Annotated in this window: 15 protein-coding genes and 1 pseudogene; 14 read left to right on the forward strand and 2 right to left on the reverse strand. The window is 63.2% G+C overall.

Annotated elements, in window-relative coordinates:
• The first annotated feature begins 150 nt into the window (after positions 1-150).
• The 10 genes from FJ934_RS03525 (at position 151) to FJ934_RS03570 (ending at position 11,371) form a co-directional block, all read left to right on the forward strand.
• Positions 151-1,308 (forward strand): aminodeoxychorismate synthase component I, encoded by a 1,158-nt coding sequence (locus FJ934_RS03525; RefSeq protein WP_181165502.1) that lies wholly within the window; start codon positions 151-153, stop codon positions 1,306-1,308.
• On the forward strand, positions 1,257-1,919 hold the full coding sequence (locus FJ934_RS03530; RefSeq protein WP_140607259.1) for an aminotransferase class IV family protein: 663 nt from the start codon (positions 1,257-1,259) through the stop codon (positions 1,917-1,919). The genes FJ934_RS03525 and FJ934_RS03530 overlap by 52 nt, the downstream gene beginning before the upstream one ends.
• Before the next feature lie 30 nt (positions 1,920-1,949).
• On the forward strand, positions 1,950-2,882 hold the full coding sequence (locus tag FJ934_RS03535; protein ID WP_140607260.1) for a DUF3445 domain-containing protein: 933 nt from the start codon (positions 1,950-1,952) through the stop codon (positions 2,880-2,882).
• A 111-nt stretch (positions 2,883-2,993) separates the two neighbouring features.
• Positions 2,994-4,439, forward strand: coding sequence for a homospermidine synthase (locus FJ934_RS03540; protein ID WP_140607261.1), 1,446 nt, complete (start codon positions 2,994-2,996; stop codon positions 4,437-4,439).
• Positions 4,440-4,620: 181 nt separating this feature from the next.
• Positions 4,621-4,998: a hypothetical protein gene (locus tag FJ934_RS03545; RefSeq protein ID WP_140607262.1), complete on the forward strand. Its 378-nt coding sequence runs from the start codon at positions 4,621-4,623 to the stop codon at positions 4,996-4,998.
• Between the two features lie 209 nt (positions 4,999-5,207).
• Positions 5,208-7,340, forward strand: a complete 2,133-nt coding sequence (locus tag FJ934_RS03550; protein WP_140607263.1) for a bifunctional UDP-sugar hydrolase/5'-nucleotidase — start codon at positions 5,208-5,210, stop codon at positions 7,338-7,340.
• Positions 7,341-7,485: 145 nt separating this feature from the next.
• Positions 7,486-8,547, forward strand: coding sequence for a ferrochelatase (hemH, locus tag FJ934_RS03555; protein WP_140607264.1), 1,062 nt, complete (start codon positions 7,486-7,488; stop codon positions 8,545-8,547).
• Between the two features lie 52 nt (positions 8,548-8,599).
• Positions 8,600-9,811, forward strand: coding sequence for an FAD-binding oxidoreductase (locus FJ934_RS03560; RefSeq protein ID WP_140607265.1), 1,212 nt, complete (start codon positions 8,600-8,602; stop codon positions 9,809-9,811).
• Positions 9,812-9,931: 120 nt separating this feature from the next.
• Entirely contained in the window at positions 9,932-10,882 is a 951-nt protein-coding gene (locus FJ934_RS03565) for an SPFH domain-containing protein (protein ID WP_140607266.1), read from the forward strand.
• A gap of 24 nt (positions 10,883-10,906) precedes the next feature.
• Positions 10,907-11,371: an NfeD family protein gene (locus FJ934_RS03570; protein WP_140607267.1), complete on the forward strand. Its 465-nt coding sequence runs from the start codon at positions 10,907-10,909 to the stop codon at positions 11,369-11,371.
• A 160-nt stretch (positions 11,372-11,531) separates the two neighbouring features.
• On the opposite strand, the gene FJ934_RS03575 is transcribed toward FJ934_RS03570, so the two are convergent.
• Positions 11,532-12,533: a KpsF/GutQ family sugar-phosphate isomerase gene (locus FJ934_RS03575; protein WP_140607268.1), complete on the reverse strand. Its 1,002-nt coding sequence runs from the start codon at positions 12,531-12,533 to the stop codon at positions 11,532-11,534.
• 208 nt (positions 12,534-12,741) lie between these two features.
• On the opposite strand from FJ934_RS03575, the gene FJ934_RS03580 reads away from it, so the two are divergent.
• On the forward strand, positions 12,742-14,526 hold the full coding sequence (locus tag FJ934_RS03580) for an outer membrane beta-barrel protein (RefSeq protein ID WP_181165497.1): 1,785 nt from the start codon (positions 12,742-12,744) through the stop codon (positions 14,524-14,526).
• Positions 14,527-14,637: 111 nt separating this feature from the next.
• Here FJ934_RS03580 and galU read toward each other — a convergent pair whose 3' ends face one another.
• Complete coding sequence (gene galU, locus FJ934_RS03585; RefSeq protein ID WP_181165503.1) at positions 14,638-15,552, reverse strand: UTP--glucose-1-phosphate uridylyltransferase GalU; 915 nt, start codon at positions 15,550-15,552, stop codon at positions 14,638-14,640.
• A gap of 199 nt (positions 15,553-15,751) precedes the next feature.
• Here galU and FJ934_RS03590 point away from each other — a divergent pair, with 199 nt between their 5' ends.
• The 3 genes and pseudogenes from FJ934_RS03590 to FJ934_RS03600 form a co-directional block, all read left to right on the forward strand.
• Positions 15,752-16,975: a lytic murein transglycosylase gene (locus FJ934_RS03590; RefSeq protein ID WP_140607271.1), complete on the forward strand. Its 1,224-nt coding sequence runs from the start codon at positions 15,752-15,754 to the stop codon at positions 16,973-16,975.
• 122 nt (positions 16,976-17,097) lie between these two features.
• The gene (locus tag FJ934_RS03595) at positions 17,098-18,333 is read left to right on the forward strand and encodes a DUF459 domain-containing protein (protein WP_140607272.1); all 1,236 of its coding nucleotides are present in this window, start codon (positions 17,098-17,100) and stop codon (positions 18,331-18,333) included.
• Between the two features lie 98 nt (positions 18,334-18,431).
• A pseudogene (locus FJ934_RS03600) lies at positions 18,432-18,618 on the forward strand (IS5/IS1182 family transposase); the annotation flags it as partial.

Consider the following 18,618-nt stretch of genomic DNA (forward strand, 5'->3'; position numbering starts at 1 on the left):
CAACCGGCGACGCCACGGGCGCCGCCGGTTTTCTTTGCCGCAGGGCAGGTCGCCTAAGGTCGGCCCATAGGTCGGCTTTGAGGGACAGGGTGCCGTTCCCTCGATTGCGCGCGGCCGACCTCCCATATAGAGCGATCGTCGGCCTTATCGATCTCGGTTCCCATGTCCCTGCCTGCCGCCATTTTCCGCAACGACGACAGCGCGCGCCAGCTCGTTTTCGACCGGCCGGCCGACATCATCGTGGCGCATGGCGCCCGGGATTTCGCGCCGGCGCTGCAAGCCGCGCAAGCCGCGCACGACGCCGGCAAATGGCTGGCCGGCTATTTCTCGTATGAGGCGGGTTACCTGCTCGAGCCGAAACTTGTGCCCCTGCTGCCGGGGGGGCGCCGGGCGCCGCTGGTCTGCCTTGGCGTCTTCGATGCGCCGGTGGAGGAGGCGGTACCTGAACGCACGGCAGCGGCGACCAATGGTCCGATCTTCGATGCAAGGGCGGCCTGGTCGTTCGACGACTATGAGAAGCGCTTTAAGCGGCTGCACCAGCACATCAGACAAGGCGATTGCTACCAGGGCAATCTGACCTTTCCGGTGCAGGCGCAATGGTCGGGCGATCCGCTGGCAGCCTTCGACGCGCTGACCGAACGTCAACCGGTGAAATATGGCGCGCTGGTCGCAATGGGGAACCCGATCGTGCTGTCGCGCTCGCCCGAACTCTTCTTCGAAATCGACGCGCAAGGCATGATCGAGACCCATCCGATGAAGGGCACCGCGCCGCGCGGTGCGACCAAAGCAGAAGACGAGCGGCAGAAGAACTTCCTGCGCAACGACGAAAAGAACCAGGCCGAGAATCGGATGATCGTCGATCTCCTGCGCAACGATATCTCGCTGATCAGCGAGGTCGGCACGCTGGAGGTGCCGGAACTGTTCCGCATCGAGAGCTACCCGACTGTTCACCAGATGGTCAGCGACGTCAGGGCGAAGCTGCTGCCGGGGCTGTCGATTCGCCAGATATTCGCGGCGCTGTTCCCGTGCGGCTCGATCACCGGGGCGCCAAAAATCCGCACCATGGAAATCCTGCACGATCTGGAAGGCATGCCGCGCGACGTTTATTGCGGCGCCATCGGCTGGATCGCTCCCGGAGGCACCATGCGCTTTTCGGTGGCGATCCGCACCATCTCGCTCTTTGCCAATGGCGAGGCCGTCTACAATGTCGGCGGCGGCATCGTTTTCGATTCGGTCGCCGAAGAGGAGTATCAGGAGTGTCTGCTCAAAGCCCGCTTCGCGACGGGGACACCGCCGATTTCGAGCTGATCGAGACCATGCGCTGGGAGCCGGGGACGGGCTTCCTGCGCTTCGATCGCCACCTTGCGCGGCTCTATGGTTCGGCGGCGGAGCTCGGCTTTGCCTGCGATTCGCGAAGGATCGCGGAGGTGTTGAGCGACGCCCTCGATGGCGCCCGTGGCGCCATGCGCACCCGGCTTGCCTTGTCGCGCAACGGCGACGCGACCGCCTCGGCGCAGCCTTATGAACCGCTCGCCGCCGACAAGGTCTGGATGCTGCGGCTGGCGCGAACGAGGCTCGATTCGAACAACAAGCTGCTGCGCCACAAGACCAGCCGGCGCCAGCTCTACACCCATGCCCGCTGCGAATATCTCGTCAACCAGGCCGACGAGGTGATCCTGGCCAATGAGCGAGGCGAAATCTGCGAGGGCACCATCACCAATATCTTCGCCGATTTCGGCGACGGCGTGCTGGCAACACCCCGGCTCGACTGTGGCTTGCTGCCTGGCGTACTGCGCGAGGCGCTTCTGGATGAAGGCCGGGCCGAGGAAGCAATCTACAGCTACGATGATCTGATGTTGGCCAAGGCGTTGTTCGTCGGCAATTCGCTGCGCGGCCTGGTCCCGGCGAGGCTGGCCTGACAGGCGGCCCGGAGAATGCGACAGTCGAAAATGAGTCTTCGCCAGCCCACCCATACGCCCTATGACGGCTCCTCGAAACTCTTCACCATCGGGCTGAAGCCGCTCGACCCCGCGGACTGGATCGAAATCGACGACCATCTGCCGGCGTATCTCGCCGAGAAGCGCCGGCTTTACGCCGAAATTCCGGAGCGGGTCTTCGTCGAGGAGGACGGGACTCGCGATGCCCAGCAGGAAGTGCTCGACCTGCTCGGCGCATACCTGCCTCAGAGATTTCCGGGCACCTATAGGCGCACCGATGCGGGCATCGAAATTGTGGGCGCCACGAAGCAACCTGCCCTGCCTTCCGGTACCAGCAGCGCGCCGCTCGTCGAAGCCTCGCTGCTGGTCCAGGAAGACCTGATCCTGATGCGCCGCGACGACAGCGGCTGGCGGCTCGCCGCGGGTTCGCTGTGCTTCCCCTCGTCCTGGTCGCTCAATGAAAAATTCGGCAAGCCGCTGCAGCAGATCCACGCGCCGGTGCCGGGCTTCGGCCCGGGCACCAGGCCGGCCGAATTGATCAACCGCATGTTCGACGGCCTGCAGGGCCAAGCCGTCGAACGCTACAACTGGTCGATCCAGTCGGGCGATGCGCTCTACCATCCGCTGTCCAATGTCGAGCGCATCGACCGCGCCACGAACCGGCCGACACGCTTCCCCGACGGTGACGTCAAGGCGCACGCCTTCATCCGCGTCGAGCGCCAGACGCTGCGCAAGCTGCCCTCTTCGCGCGACATCCTGTTCACCATCCGAATCCATCTCGATCCGCTCGCCGTGCTGGCGCGGCACCCCGACCGGACGACGCTCGCAATGTCCTTTGCCGCCCAGCTTAAAGAACTCGATCTTGCCCAGCTCGACTACAAGGGCCTGACATCGGACCGCGATCGGCTGGTGTCGGTCCTTAACCACATGGCCAAGGATGGCTAGCCACGGGTTGGCGCTTTTCGCTGGTTTATGACAATGATCTGTGATGTAGCGCATGGCCGTTGGCGAAAATGCCTGGCTTTTTTGCACGTGTCTGAAGGAGTGCTCGATAAAATGGCGAATGAAAACTGGCCTGTTTACGGTGAGATCACCGGCCCTGTGGTGATGATCGGCTTCGGTTCGATCGGACGGGGAACGCTGCCTCTCATCGAACGCCATTTCAAGTTCGACAAGTCGCGCATGACTGTCATCGACCCGCGCGATACCGACCGCAAGCTGCTCGACGAGCGCGGCATCGCCTTCGTCCAAGAAGCAGTGACCGAGAAGAACTACAAGAAGCTTTTGACGCCGCTTTTGACCAATGGCGGCGGCCAGGGCTTTTGCGTCAACCTCTCAGTCGATACCGGTTCGGTGGACCTGATGAAGCTCTGCCGCAAGCTTGGCATGCTCTATATCGACACCGTCGTCGAGCCATGGCTGGGCTTCTATTTCGATGCCAAGGCCGACAATGCCAGCCGCACCAACTATGCGTTGCGCGAAGCGCTGATGAAGGAAAAGCACGACAAGCCGGGCGGCGCCACCGCCGTCTCCACCTGCGGTGCCAACCCGGGCATGGTCTCGTGGTTCGTCAAGCAGGCGCTGGTCAACCTCGCCACCGACCTTGGCATGGACTTCTCGGAGCCGGCACAGGACGACCGTGAGGGCTGGGCCAAGCTGATGAAGAAGGCCGGCGTCAAGGGCATCCACATCGCCGAGCGTGACACCCAGCGCACCAAGAAGCCGAAGCCGATGGATGTGTTCTGGAACACCTGGTCGGTCGAGGGCTTCATCTCGGAAGGATTGCAGCCCGCCGAACTCGGCTGGGGCACGCACGAGAAGTGGATGCCGAAGAACGGCAAGAAGCACAAGCACGGCTCCAAGGCCGCGATCTATCTCGAGCAGGCCGGCGCCAACACGCGCGTGCGCTCCTGGTGCCCGACCCCGGGCGCCCAATACGGCCTGCTGGTGACGCATAACGAGGCGATCTCGATCGCCGATTTCTTCACCGTCCGCTCCAAGAAGGGCAAGGTTCAGTACCGGCCGACCTGCCACTATGCCTACCACCCCTGCAACGACGCGATGCTGTCGCTGGACGAGATGTTCGGCGCCGCCGGCAAGCCCCAGCCGGTGCACCACGTGCTTGACGAGAACGAACTGGTCGACGGCGTCGACGAGCTCGGCGTCCTGCTCTACGGCCACGACAAGAACGCCTACTGGTACGGCTCGCAACTGTCGCTCGCCGAGGCGCGCAAGCTGGCGCCCTATCAGAATGCCACCGGCATGCAGGTCACCTCGGCGGTTCTGGCCGGCATGGTCTGGGCGCTGGAAAATCCTCAGGCTGGCATCGTCGAGGCCGACGAGATGGATTACAGGCGCTGCCTGGACGTGCAGTTGCCTTATCTCGGGCCGGTCAAGGGTTACTACACCGACTGGACGCCGCTCGACCGGCGCCCGGGCCTCTTCCCCGAGGACCTCGACCGTAGCGACCCGTGGCAATTCCGCAACATCCTCGTCCGATAGCATCGCGCGCACCCTGCCCCATTGCCTTGCAATCGCCCGGAAATCGGGCGATTGAAGAGATGCGGCCTGGGCAGCGTGCGTCTTGTGGGACGCACGCCCGCTCCAGCACTTTGGACGTTCGCATCATGCCTTCCAAAATCGGATCCGATCTTTGGGCTGATGCGTTTGGAGAGGATTTCACATGACTATTGCGCGCAAAGTTCTTTCGATGGGCGTGGCGGGCGCCATTTCCACGATGCTCGCGGCCTGTACCACCAGCGGTCCGGACGCGCCGCCGATGGCAGCCGCGCCGAAAGGCGTCGAAGGGTCGTGGATCGATGCCAAGGGCACCGGCTTGTCGACCTTCAATGGCGGAAAGTTCACGACCGTCGCCACCGATACCGGCCAGAAGCTTGCCGATGGCAGCTACACGATGACCGGCCCAACGTCGGTGCAGATCAACGGCACCTCGCTGATCCGCCAGACCGGCGTCAGCTTCAACTGCCTGCTGGTGTCCACCAGCCAGCTGAACTGCACCAGTTCAGCCGGCCAGAACTTCGTGCTGACACGGCGCGTCTGAACCAGCAGACATCGAGCTCATCGGGGACGGCGCCACTGGCCGCCGTCCTTTTTTGCGCCGGCAAATACCCCGGGTTTTGCGCTTGCAAATACCCCGTTTTGCGCTTGCCTCAGCCGGAACACGATGGGAACATGGTCAAAACGCTGGCTGTTATATCCCAGTCGAGCAAGCGCGTTAAACGCCTCTGATCAGCCTGTCGGGAGACAAAGATGAAGAAGCTTGCCGCCATTGCCGCCGTTTCGGCATCGACGCTTGGCCTGTCGGCCGGCACATCCTTTGCCGACTACACACTGAACATCCTACACATCAACGACTGGCACAGCCGCATCGAAGGCAACAATAAATATGAAACGACCTGCTCGGCCGACGAAGAGACCAAGGGCGAGTGCATCGGCGGCGCGGGCCGGCTGATCACCGCGATCGCCCAGGAACGCAAGAAGCTCCAGGGCCAGAACGTGCTCTTGCTCAGCGCCGGCGACAATTTCCAGGGCTCACTGTTCTATACGACCTACAAGGGCAAGGTCGAAGGCGAGTTCCTCAACGACATGAAGTTCGACGCCATGGCGCTCGGCAACCACGAGTTCGACGACGGCGAAGCGGCGCTGGCGCCGTTCCTCGACATGATCAAATTCCCCGTGCTTGGCGCCAATGTGAAAGCCAACGCGCAGTCCAAGCTCGGCGACCGCGTCAAGCCATCGATCGTCGTTGAAGTCGGCGGCCAGAAGATCGGCATCATCGGCGCCGTCACCAACGACACGCCCGAACTCGCTTCCCCCGGCCCGAACATCGCAATAGAAAACGACGTCAAGTCGATCACGGCGGAGGTCGAGAAACTGCAGGCGCAAGGCATCAACAAGATCATCGCCATCACCCATATCGGCTACAACAGGGAGCGCGACGTCATTGCCAAGATCCCTGGCATCGATGTCGTTGTCGGCGGCCACAGCCACACGCTTTTGTCCAACACCGATCCGAAGGCGGCAGGCCTCTATCCGACGATGGTCGACAACCCCGGCGGCTACAAGGTGCCGGTGGTGCAGGCGGCGTCCTATTCGAAATATCTCGGCGAGTTCAAGGTCGTGTTCGACGACAATGGCGTGGTCAAATCGGCCAGCGGCGATCCGATCTATCTCGACAAATCGATCACGCCGGATCCCGCCGTGCTCGCACGCATCAAGGAACTCGGAGGGCCGATCGAGGCCCTGAAGAACAAGGAAGTGGCCGAGACCACCGATGTCATCGACGGCAGCCGCGAGAGTTGCCGCGCGCGCGAATGCGCGATGGGCAATCTCGTCTCCGACGCCATCCTGGACCGCGTCAAGGGACAGGGCGTCGAGATAGCGATCTCCAATGGCGGTGGCCTGCGCGCCTCGATAGACAAAGGCACCATCACCATGGGTGAAGTGCTCACCGTTCTGCCGTTCCAGAACACGCTGGCGACCTTCCAGATTTCCGGCAAGGACCTTGTCGCCGGGCTGGAGAACGGCCTCAGCCAGATCGAGGACGGCGCCGGGCGCTTCCCCCAGGTGGCGGGTCTCAAATATTCCTTCGACAAGTCGGTCGCGCCCAATGCCGGCCGCGTCAAGTCGGTGGAAGTGATGGAGAACGGCGCCTGGAAGCCGATCAATCCCGACAAGGACTATCTGGTCGCCACCAACAACTACGTGCGCCAGGGCGGCGACGGCTACAAGGTCTTCGCCGACAAGGCCAGGAACGCCTATGATTATGGTCCCGGCCTGGAAACGGTTGTCGCCGATTATCTCGGCGCCCACCGGCCCTACACGCCCAAGCTCGACGGCCGCATCACCGAGATCGCCGCGACGACAGCTGCAGCTCCCGCTGCCCCGGCAACCACACCAGCCAAGCCGGCCGAGGCGGCTCCGGCGGCCCCGGCCCCTGCGGATGCCACCAAGCCGGCAGAACCGGCGAAACCCGCCGACGCCGCGCCTGCGATGCCGGAGTTGCCCAGCAATTCAGGCAATATCGCCAACACGCCGCCGGCCATATCGACGGAAGGAGCACCGCCCCAGCCCGCTACGCCGGCTGCTGCCCCCGCAACCCCGGCGCCTGCCGAACCGGCAAAGCCGGTCGAGCCCGCCCCGGCCGCGACAGCTCCTGCCGAATCCGCACCGGCAGCACCCATATCATCAGAACCGGCAAAGCCGGCCGAGGCCGCACCTTCCGGGAGCAGCCATGTCATCGTAACCGGCGACACCTATTGGGATCTGGCCAAAAAGGCCTATGGCGACGCGACCAAATGGAAAGTCATCTATGAAGCCAACCAGGGTCAAAGGCCGCATCGGCTTATGCCCGGCGCCACGCTGACCATCCCGGCAAAGTAACGTCACTTCGCCTTCTCACAAACACCCGCGCGGGAAACCGGGCGGGTGTTCTGTTTTCGGCTGGAAACGCGATAAGGTGCGGCCAGACGCGGCATTGAAAACCGGCGTGCCATCGCTAGTTTCACGCCGTGTCCGGAGAACCCTTATGACGCTAACCACCGCTGTCGATCCCAAAGCCGCCAAGCCGGTTGGCCTGACGGCGGGTCACGCGCCTACCGGAGCGGGCAAGGTCGGCGTCATGCTGATCAATCTTGGCACGCCCGACGGCACCGGCTTCAAGCCGATGTGGCGCTATCTCAGGGAATTCCTGTCCGATCCGCGCGTCATCGAGCTCAACAGGGCGGTCTGGTATCCGATCCTCTACGGCCTGGTGCTCACCACGCGGCCGACGAAATCAGGCGCCAATTATGCTCGGATCTGGAACCAGGAGAAGAACGAGTCGCCGCTGCGCACCTACACGCGCGCCCAGTCTGAAAAGCTGGCCCAGGCACTGCGCGACCTTCCCGATGTCGTCGTCGATTGGGCGATGCGCTACGGCAACCCCTCGACTGCGAGCGTCGCCCAAAATCTGCTCGCGCAAAGCTGCGACCGCATCCTGACCTTTCCGCTCTATCCGCAATATTCGGCGACGACGACGGCGACCGCCAATGACCAGTTGTTTCGCGCCTTGATGAAGATGCGGGCGGCACCGGCCATCCGCAGCGTGCCGCCCTATTATGCCGAGCCTATCTACATCGAGGCGCTCGCCTCCTCGATCGAACGGCATCTGGCAACACTCGATTTCGAACCGGAAGTCGTCATCACCTCCTATCACGGCATCCCGAAACCGTATTCCGACAAGGGCGACCCCTATCAGGCGCATTGCCTGGAAACGACGCGGCTGCTGCGCGAGAAGCTCGGCTGGAGCGAGAGCAGGCTGATCACCACCTTCCAGTCCCGCTTTGGAGCGCAGGAGTGGCTGCAGCCCTATACCGACCAGACCGTGGAGAAACTGGGCAAGGACGGCGTCAAGTCGATCGCCATCGTCAATCCCGGCTTTTCCGTCGACTGCATCGAGACGCTGGATGAAATCGGCCGCGAGGCCGCCGAGACCTTCCACCACGCCGGCGGCAAGAATTTCGCCCATATCCCTTGCCTCAACGACAGCGCCGAAGGCATGGCGGTGATTGAGGCGATGGTGCGGCGCGAACTGTCCGGCTGGGTCTGAGACCGGAACAACGGCCTCTCCGCAGCGTTGAGCCGCGCTTCCGGAGAATTCGATGCCCCGCAAACTCGACCTCAGAACTGGCCGGCCCGTCTGGTCCGCCTATCGGGCACCCAGCGTGCCGACTTCAGCGCTGACCCGCGACGCCAAAGCGGATGTGCTCATCGTCGGCATGGGCATCAGCGGCGCCATGATGGCCGAAGCGCTGACGGCGGACGGCCACTCCGTCATCTGCATTGACCGGCGCGGACCGCTGAAAGGTTCGACCGCGGCAACCACCGCACTGGTGCAGTTCGAAATCGACCAGCCGCTTTCAATTCTGTCGAAGATGATCGGCAAGGCCTCCGCCGAGCAGGCCTGGCGGCGCTCACGGCTCGCCGTTTCCAATCTTGCCGCCCGCATCGCCGAACTCGGCATCAACTGCGCTCTGAGCCGCAGCCAATCGCTCTATCTGGCCGGCACCATGCTCGGCCCTTCGCAACTCCGGGGCGAGGCCCAGGCGCGGCGAGAGGCCGGCATCGACGCGACCTACCTCACATCAGCGCCGTTGGCGCAGACATTTGGCATCGATCGCGATGGCGCCATCCACAGCCACGGCAACATCGCGCTCGATCCATGCAAACTGACGGCCGGGCTGTTTCTCAAGGCGCTGGAACGCAAGGCTCGCTTCCACGCCCCCGTCGAAGCGACAAGGATCGAGGACGGCGCCAACGAGGTGCTCGTGGCCACGAAAGACGGCCCGACCATCACGGCACGACAAATGGTGCTGGCCACCGGCTATGAACTGATCGACATCGTGCCGGCGGCGGCCCACCGGATCATCTCGACCTGGGCGATCGCGACCTGCCCGCAACCGCGAAAGCTCTGGCCCCGGGCAACCTTCGTCTGGGAAGCGTCCGACCCATACCTCTATGTCAGGACGACGGCCGACGGCAGGGTCATCTGCGGCGGCGAGGACGAGGATTTCGTCGACGAAACGCGGCGTGACGAGCAGATCGCCGACAAGAGCGCGCGCATCGCCGCAAAACTTGGCCAGCTGTTTCCGCACCTCGACGTCAGGCCTGAATTTGCCTGGACCGGCTCCTTCGGCACCACGACCACCGGCCTGCCCTATATCGGCGCCATTCCGAGGCACCCGCGCATTCATGCGGTGATGGGCTATGGCGGCAACGGCATCACCTTCTCGCGCATCGCTTCCGAGATCGTCTCCGCCTCGATCGGCGGGCTGGACGACACGGATGCAGGACTATTTGCCTTCAACCGTTGAGCGCACCCCGCAAACAATCCCTCATCACCTGATTGTAACGTTGCTGAAACACACTTAAGTCTTTGGTGAAGCCGGCTGCGCGGGAATGGCTCTCGCGGCCTGCCTCTGAGGGAGAGCCAAATGGATTTCAGTGGTTTCGATATTGCGGTCGTGGTTTTGGTCGCGCTTGTCGTGCTGGTGCTGTTCAAGGGCATCAAGACAATTCCACAAGGCTACAACTATACCGTCGAACGCTTTGGCCGTTACACAAAGACACTGAGCCCGGGCCTCAACCTGATCACGCCCTTCGTTGACCGCATCGGCGCCAAGATGAACATGATGGAGCAGGTGCTCGACGTTCCGAGCCAGGAAATCATCACCCGTGATAACGCCATAGTCGGTGTTGACGGCATCGCCTTCTATCAGATCCTCAATGCGGCACAGGCCGCCTACCAGGTCGCCGGCCTGCAGAACGCCATCCTCAACCTGACGATGACCAACATCCGTACCGTCATGGGCTCGATGGACCTCGACGAGCTGCTGTCCAACCGCGACGCCATCAACGAGCGCCTGCTGCGTGTCGTCGACGAAGCCGCGCATCCGTGGGGCATCAAGATCACCCGCGTCGAGATCAAGGACATCAATCCGCCGGCCAACCTGATCGAATCGATGGGCCGCCAGATGACCGCCGAGCGCAACAAGCGCGCGCAGATCCTGGCCGCCGAGGGCCTCAAGCAGTCGCAGATCCTCGAAGCCGAAGGCCGCAAGGAAGCCGCGTTCCGCGACGCCGAGGCGCGCGAACGCTCCGCCGAGGCCGAAGCCCGCGCCACGCAAGTGGTGTCGGAAGCCATCGCCAAGGGCGACGTGCAGGCGTTGAATTACTTCGTCGCCCAGAAATACACCGAGGCGCTCGGCAAGATCGGCTCCGCCACCAACAGCAAGATCGTGCTGATGCCTTTCGAGGCGTCGTCGCTGATCGGCTCGCTGGGCGGCATCGGCGAGATCGCCCGGGAAGTCTTCAAGGGCGATGGCCCGGCTGGCACGCAACGGCAGGTTTCACGCCCGCCGGTCGTCAAGCCAAGTGATAACTGATGTCATTGTGAGTGGGTCAAGATCATGATCGACCGCATTATTTCCGAACTCGGTCCGTGGAACTGGATGGTTCTGGGCTTCGTGCTGCTGGTGGTGGAGGTCATCGCGCCGGGCTTCTTCATGCTGTGGATCGGCATCGCCGCCTTGATCGTTGGCGCGGCCTCGCTGCTGATCTGGAATGCCGCCATCTGGAGCTGGCAGGTCCAGGTGCTCGTCTTCCTCGTGCTGTCGCTGGTTTCGGCTTTCATCGGCAAGAAACTGATGGGCGGCCGCGACCAGCCGAGCGACCAGCCACTACTCAACCGTCGCGGCGCGCAATTGATCGGCAAGATGGCGACGCTCGCCGAACCGATCCGAGATGGCCGCGGCCGCATCAAGCTCGGCGATACGTTGTGGCGGGTTTCCGGCCCGGATCTGCCGGCCGGCACGCAGGTGCGCGTCACCGCCGCCGCCGATACCGATCTGGAATTGACGGTGGAGCAGGTCTGAGTTGCAGACAGCGCCAACGCCCTAAGGTGTTGAGATTCAGGTCAGGCCGAGTCGAGAAGGATGGCTTTCGAGAACCGGAGCGGAGCGTACTTAAGTACGTGAGCACCGGAAGCGCAGAAAGCCGTCTTTCGCAGGCCGGCATCACCTGAATATCAATACCTTAAGCTGCGCCGATGCGCAGTAGGTCGTGGAAATGAACCACGCCCAGCGGCATGTTGTTCCTGGTCACCACGAGCGCACCGATATTGTGCTCGTTGAGCAGCGCGATCGCCGTACCGGCAAGTGTCTGAGGGTCGACCGTCTTGGGCGTGCGGGTCATCACCTCGTCCACGATGACATCGGCCAGGTTGCGATGCAGGTTGCGCGCGACGTCACCGTCGGTGATGATCCCGGCCAGCTCGCCGTTGGCGTCGACGATCAGGACGCAGCCGACCTTCTTTTGCGACAGCGTCATGACCGCCTCCGGCATCTTTGTACCGAGTACAGCGAGCGGCATCTGCTCGCCGACCCGCATGATCTCGGAGACCATGGTCAGGTTGGCGCCGAGCTGGCCGCCCGGGTGGAAGGTGCGGAAATGATCCGGCGTGAAACCGCGCGCTTCGAGCAGCGCGATCGCCAGCGCATCGCCCATGACCAGTTGCAGCAATGTCGACGTCGTCGGCGCCAATCCGTGCGGACAGGCCTCGGGCGTACGTGGCAAAAGCAGCACGATGTCGGCCGCGCGCGCCAGCGCCGATGTCTCGCCGGATGTGATGGCGATGAGTGGGATGGAGAAGCGCCTGGAATAGGTGACGATGCCCATCATCTCCTTGCTCTCGCCCGACCATGATATGGCGATGATCGCGTCGTCCTTGGCGATCATGCCGAGGTCTCCATGGTTGGCCTCGACGGGATGGACGAAGAAGGCCGGCGTGCCGGTCGAAGCCAGCGTCGCCGCGATCTTGGAGCCGATATGGCCGCTTTTGCCGATACCGGTGACGATCAGTCGGCCATCGATCTTCGAGATCATGTCGACGGCCTGCGCGAAAGGCGCGGCCAGTCCGTTCTCGAGCGCTTCGGCCAAGGCGGCGATTCCCGCCTGCTCGGTTGCCACCGTTCTCAGCGCCGAATCGATCGACGCTTGCCTGTCCAGGGGCTTCTTATCGAGGGATCTCGCATGCATGGATGATGCGATTAGCGCTTTGCCGTCCGCCTGTCCAACAGAAATGGCGCTGACACCCCAGACCGCAGAGGCCTCGCGCGCAGCGCGCGAGCCTGCGAACAGCGGCGCTTTAGCCGCCCGAACAACCGCCACCTCAACCCTCCGTTAACCATCCCCATTTACGGTTCGGTAAGTATGGCGTCCAGGCGCCGCGCAAGCAGTGGTGGCGATGTCCGGGGCCCAGCCAGAAAAATCAAGAAGACGACAGGGCAAGGCGGCATGTGCCTTGTTGCTGGCGACCAGCATGCTCGCCTTGCTGCGCCCGGCTCCGCTCCATGCCCAGGAAACGGAGCTGCGTGGCGAGGTTCCCGAATCGGCGATCCTGTCCGATCAGCAACGCAAGGCAAGGCAGTTGGTCCTCGCTGCCCAGGGCCAGCAACAACCGGCCGATGCCGCGCAAGACGACACGCAGCCGCGTACCTATTTGCCGGCCAGCGCCGGCGCCGTCCCTGACGACACGGGCACCGACGCCGCCACAGCCAGCATTTTCGATCCGCCGCAGGCGTACGACGACACGTCCACCGCCGATCCGACGACGCCCAAGCCCCGCCGCCGCCCATCGACTGGCGGGCGGACCGCGGCGGATCAGGACAAGACCAAGGCCGACGCCAAGGCGGCCGACAAGGCGAAGAAAAAGAAGACAACCGCCGCGACCACTGACACCACCGGGGCCGTGACCGATGGCAGCGACACCGCCGCGACGGACCAGGAAGCGGCCAACCGGCGCGCCCTCACCATCGACAGCGCCGAGCGGCAGAAGCTCGACCCCGGCGCCGAGCGCACCGCCGCCATCGAAGGCCTGAACAAGAAGGCCGAGGACGATCCGTTCGCCGCTACCGGCGTCAGATGGGGGTCCTTCACCATCCGGCCGACGATCGAACAGGGCCTGACCGCCACGACCAATGGCGATTCGAGCAGTGCCGGCACATCGGCGCTGCTGTCGGAGACGGCGCTGCGCTTTTCAGCGGTTTCCGACTGGCGCGAAAACTCCGCCACCGTCGACGGCTACGGCCTGTTCCGCGAGACCGTGTCGGGTTACCCGGTTCACGATGGGCAAGGCCGCATCGAAGGCCAGTTCAACATGGACCTCGACAATGAACTGCGCGCCATCGCCAAGCTCGGCTACGAAGCCGTGCCGGAAACGGCCTCATCACCCAACGCCATTGCCGGCGTCAGCACCCAGCCGCTGCGGCAGACGATCGACGGCAGCCTCGGCATCGAGAAGGCCGTCGGCAAGATGCAGTACACGTTGACCGGCGCGGTCTCGCACGACTTCTATGGCGACGCGAAACTTTCGGACGGCACCTCGCTGTCGCAGAAGGATCAGGACTCGACGCTCTACACGGCGACCCTGCGCACCGGCTACGAAATCTCCCCGGCCCTCACCCCGTTCACGGAAGTCGAGCTCGGCCGTCGCCTCTATGATCAGCGCATCGACAATGAAGGCTTCGAGCGCTCCTCGACGCGCTTCGGCGCTCGTGCCGGCTTGCAACTCGACATGGGTGAGAAGCTATCGGGTGAATTCTCGGCCGGGTGGCTGAGGGAAGCGCTTGATGACAAGAGCCTGGAGCCTATTTCAGGCGCGACCGTCAACGCCGATCTCAAATGGTCGCCAGAGCGCGGAACCACGATCGGCCTGACCGGCAAGACCACCGTCGAGACCACGACCACCGCTGGGGAAAGCGGCGATATCCTCTACTCCGGCCGCCTGACGGCCGAGCGGCAGATCCGTGCCAACCTTACCGGCAATGCGGCACTCGGCCTCGATTGGCGAGACTATATCGGCATCGACGGCCATGACAGGATCCTGAGCGCCGAGGCCGGCCTGACCTGGTGGCTGAACCGCTATGCCGGCCTCACCAGCCGGGTGAGAACCGAAAAGCTGACCAGCAACCTGCCTGGCCGCGACTACACCGCCAACAGCATCTATCTCGGCGTGAAAGTGCAACGCTGAGGACGTCTGAGATTCATCATCCTGGGGCGTAGCAAGGAGCGAAGCGACGCGGCGCAGACCCAAGGATGACGAAGGCGCGGGGCCTGCGGTCGGCCAAACTCGCCCCGCGACCTAGAAAGCAGCGCCGCGCCGCTCCGAGGGCTTCATCTCGTCCAGAAGTGTGCGGATGACACCGGCCATGCTATGGTTCATGTCGCTGCGCCACAGCGCGAAAGCGACATTGGCCTCCACAAAACCTTCCGGCGAGCCGCAGTCGAAAGTGCGGCCCTGATAGTGATAGCCATAGAAGGACTGCTGCTTCTCCAGCTTCAGCATCGCGTCGGTGAGCTGGATTTCGTTGCCGGCGCCCTTTTCCTGGCCTTCGAGAATCTTGAAAATCTCCGGCTGCAGGATGTAGCGGCCGTTGATGTAAAGGTTGGACGGCGCGGTGCCGGTCTTCGGCTTCTCCACCATCTCGGTGATGCGGAAGCCGTGATGCTTATCCTCGCCGCGGCCGACAATGCCGTATTTGTGGGTCTCCGCCGGGTCACATTCCTGCACGGCGATGATGTTGTTGCCGGTTTCTTCGTAGAGTTCGACCATCGACTTCATGCAGCTCTTTTCCGACTGCATGATCATGTCGGGCAACAACAGCGCGAACGGCTCGTCGCCGACCAGTTCGCGCGCGCACCAGACCGCATGGCCAAGGCCGAGCGGCACCTGCTGGCGGGTGAAGCTGGTTTGCCCAGGCGCCGGCTGCAGCCGCTGCAAGCGGGCAAGCTGCTCGTCCTTGCCGCGCTGGGCCAGCGTGTCATAGAGCTCGAACTGGATATCGAAATGATCCTCGATGACCGCCTTGTTGCGGCCGGTCACGAAGATGAAATGCTCGATGCCGGCTTCCCGGGCCTCATCGACAACATACTGGATGACCGGCCTGTCGACGACGGTCAGCATCTCCTTGGGAACAGCCTTGGTGGCTGGGAGAAACCGCGTACCGAGGCCGGCGACCGGGAAAACTGCCTTGCGAACTCTCTTCATGCTTTCAATTATCCATGTGATGGCCGGCTCCGCAATCCCGTCAGTCGACATTTTCACGCCGGAATTGAGGATTACCTGCACAACCGAGGGGAGCTTCCACCGGTAAAGCATCAGGTGTCTTTTCGTTCCAGACGACGCCTATGGTAAACCAATTCCTAACCCGGTTCGGCGATGAATGGTCTTTCCTGAGATAGAGAAGGAGGAAAACATGTCCGTTCGCAATGCCGCAAAACGTTTCACCAGCGTCACGACGGCGGCCAGCCTCTCGCTTGCTCTGCTGATGCCCGCCGGGCCAGCCTTCGCCGACGGCGGTTTCCGGCAGTGGGTCGCCAGTTTCCGTGCCACCGCTGTGGCGGGCGGCGTTTCCGGGTCCATCTATGACCAGGCTTTCCGGGGCATCAACGAGCCCGATCCGGTGGTGCTGGAAAAGGCGCGCACGCAGCCGGAATTCACCGCACCCGCCTGGGACTATTTCGACAACCGCGTGCATGACCAGTCGGTGGCCAACGGCCAGGCAATGGCGAAAAAGTGGAAGCCGTGGCTGGACAGGATCGAGGCGAGGTTTGGTGTCGACCGCTACGTCCTCCTGGCGATATGGTCGATGGAATCGAACTATGGCGAGATCCTGAAGCGCGACGACATCATGCGCAATGTCATCCGCTCGCTGGCGACTTTGGGCTATGGCGACCCGAAACGGTCGAAATTTGCCCGCACGCAGTTGATCGCGGCACTGAAAATCCTGCAGACCGGCGACATCGATGAAAGCCATTTGATGGGCTCATGGGCCGGCGCCATGGGCCAGACCCAGTTCATCCCCACCAGCTACCAGCACTATGCCGTAGACATGGACGGCAACGGCAAGCGCGACATCTGGAATTCCATTCCCGATGCGCTGGCGACCGCCGCCAATCTGTTGAAGAAGAACGGCTGGCAAGCCGGCAAGACCTGGGGCTACGAAGTCACGCTGCCGGCCGGCAAATTGCCCGGCGGAGCGAAAACGCTGGCGCAGTGGGAGACGCTCGGCGTCGTCAGGGCCAGCGGCAAGCCGTTCAGGAACCTCACGGACAAGGCGACACTGAAGGTGCCGGATGGCCGTGGCGGGCCGGCCTTCCTGATGATCAGGAATTTTTCGGTCATCAAGGCCTACAACAACGCCGACAAATATGCCCTCGCCGTCGGCCTTCTGGCCGACGAGATCGCCGGTGGCAGCGGCCTGGTCCAGGATTGGAAGCGGCCTTTCACCAAGCTTACCTTCGAGGAAAGACAGGAGTTGCAGAAGCGGCTTTCGCAGCACGGGCTTTACGACGGCAAATTCGACGGCAAGATCGGGGACGGTTCCAAGACCGCCATCATGGCCTATCAGGCAAAGGTCGGCTTGACCCAGGACGGCTATCCGAGCATGGAAGTGCTCAAATGGCTCAGGCAGAAATAGAGCCGGCCGCGGCGCCGCGTTTTTTTGGCGCTGGCACCTGGCGCCATGGCACTTTGAACTTGCGCCACGCCCCAAAACCGGCTCCGGTTTGCGGGACCAGGCGCAAGGGGATGGAGGAGTGATTGGTTTCGGCTGCGCGTATCGCGATCCTTGTTCGTCGCACGCCGATCCTGATTCTGGCGATCGTTCTGCTGACGATCGGCGCCGCCGGCGCCTTCCGCACGCCGGCCCTGGCACAGGAGCAACCGCAGCAAAACCGTGGCTGGTCGTTGCGCGACCTGCTGTTCCCGCGCCGCAGCGAATGGGTCGAGCCACCACTGGACATCGAGAAGGCAAGGCCAAAGCCCAAAGCCAAGAAACCGCGCGCGCCTCGCCCGCCCACGGAGCCTGAAACCCCTGTGGTCGAAAAAGCGCCGGACGCCCGCACCGTGCTGGTGGTCGGCGACTTCATGGCGGCGGGCCTCGCCGAGGGCCTGGACGCCGCCTTTACCGACAATGCCGCTGTCAGGATCGTTACGCGCAGCAATGGTTCATCCGGCTTCGTGCGCGAGGATTTCTACAACTGGCCTGAACAGATCAAATCGCTGATCGAGACCGAAAAACCTTCCGCCATTGTCGTCATGCTCGGCTCCAACGACCGCCAGCAGATGAAGGTGGGGGACGTGCGCGAGCAGCCTCGGTCGGAGAACTGGACCAAGGAATACGAGCGCCGCACCGATTCGTTCGGCACGGCCATCGCCACTGCCAAGGTGCCCTTCCTGTGGGTCGGCATGCCGGCTTTCCGGCTGCCGAAGATGACCTCGGACATGCTGGCCTTCAACGACATTTACCGCAAGGCGGCCGAAAATCATGGCGGCGAATTCGTCGACGTCTGGGACGGGTTCGTCGACGAGAACGGTGCCTTCGTCACCAGCGGTCCCGACATGAACGGCCAGCCCGTGCGGCTGCGTGGCGATGACGGCATCAACGTGTCGAAGGCCGGCAAACGCAAGCTCGCCTTCTATACTGAAAAACCGCTGATGAAGATCCTGGGCCTGGCCGCGCCCGGCGGCGTCGCCCCTGCCGCCGCACCGGCGGGCGCGCCCGTCGAGGCACCTGGCCCAGCGGCCGCGCCGATCGTAATAGACCGCACGCCACCGATGCTGCTCAGCGACCCGGCGTTCGACGGCGGCACCGAACTGCTCGGCGCGGCTCCTCAGCCGAAAGCCGATCCGGCTCTCCCCGGTGAAAGACTGATGATCGAGGGCAAGGCGCCGGAGGCTTCGCCGGGGCGCGCCGATGATTTCTCCTGGCCGCCACGGACAAATCCGCCGGCCACGGCGGCCGCCACCGATACGACGACAGCGATCAATCGTTAGGCAGTTTGGGTTTCGTGGACGAAAACAGGCGCCGGATCGGCGCCTCAGACTGCTGACAAACCCCTGGCATTTGCCGGGGGTTTTTGATTCACTGGGTCATGTTGAAGCGACCCGCCCCTGAACAGACCGCGCTCGAGATGGTGACGTTGGATCAGCTGGTTCCGGCTGACCACCTGTTGCGCAAGATCGATCGCGCGATCGACTTTTCCTTCATCCACGATCTGACAGCGCCGCTCTACTGCGCCGACAATGGCCGACCGCCGCTCGATCCGACCTTGATGTTCA

Source organism: Mesorhizobium sp. B2-4-12 (assembly GCF_006441575.1).
Taxonomy (GTDB): Bacteria; Pseudomonadota; Alphaproteobacteria; order Rhizobiales; family Rhizobiaceae; genus Mesorhizobium.

Excerpts from the sequence above, each read along its gene's own strand:
- FJ934_RS03580 (WP_181165497.1), top strand. The coding sequence starts at position 12,742 with ATGTCCGGGGCCCAGCCAGAAAAATCAAGAAGACGACAGGGCAAGGCG.
- FJ934_RS03540 (WP_140607261.1), top strand. The coding sequence starts at position 2,994 with ATGGCGAATGAAAACTGGCCTGTTTACGGTGAGATCACCGGCCCTGTG.
- FJ934_RS03590 (WP_140607271.1), top strand. The coding sequence starts at position 15,752 with ATGTCCGTTCGCAATGCCGCAAAACGTTTCACCAGCGTCACGACGGCG.
- FJ934_RS03575 (WP_140607268.1), bottom strand. The coding sequence starts at position 12,533 with ATGCATGCGAGATCCCTCGATAAGAAGCCCCTGGACAGGCAAGCGTCG.
- FJ934_RS03545 (WP_140607262.1), top strand. The coding sequence starts at position 4,621 with ATGACTATTGCGCGCAAAGTTCTTTCGATGGGCGTGGCGGGCGCCATT.
- FJ934_RS03535 (WP_140607260.1), top strand. The coding sequence starts at position 1,950 with ATGAGTCTTCGCCAGCCCACCCATACGCCCTATGACGGCTCCTCGAAA.
- FJ934_RS03550 (WP_140607263.1), top strand. The coding sequence starts at position 5,208 with ATGAAGAAGCTTGCCGCCATTGCCGCCGTTTCGGCATCGACGCTTGGC.
- FJ934_RS03565 (WP_140607266.1), top strand. The coding sequence starts at position 9,932 with ATGGATTTCAGTGGTTTCGATATTGCGGTCGTGGTTTTGGTCGCGCTT.
- hemH (WP_140607264.1), top strand. The coding sequence starts at position 7,486 with ATGACGCTAACCACCGCTGTCGATCCCAAAGCCGCCAAGCCGGTTGGC.
- FJ934_RS03560 (WP_140607265.1), top strand. The coding sequence starts at position 8,600 with ATGCCCCGCAAACTCGACCTCAGAACTGGCCGGCCCGTCTGGTCCGCC.
- FJ934_RS03570 (WP_140607267.1), top strand. The coding sequence starts at position 10,907 with ATGATCGACCGCATTATTTCCGAACTCGGTCCGTGGAACTGGATGGTT.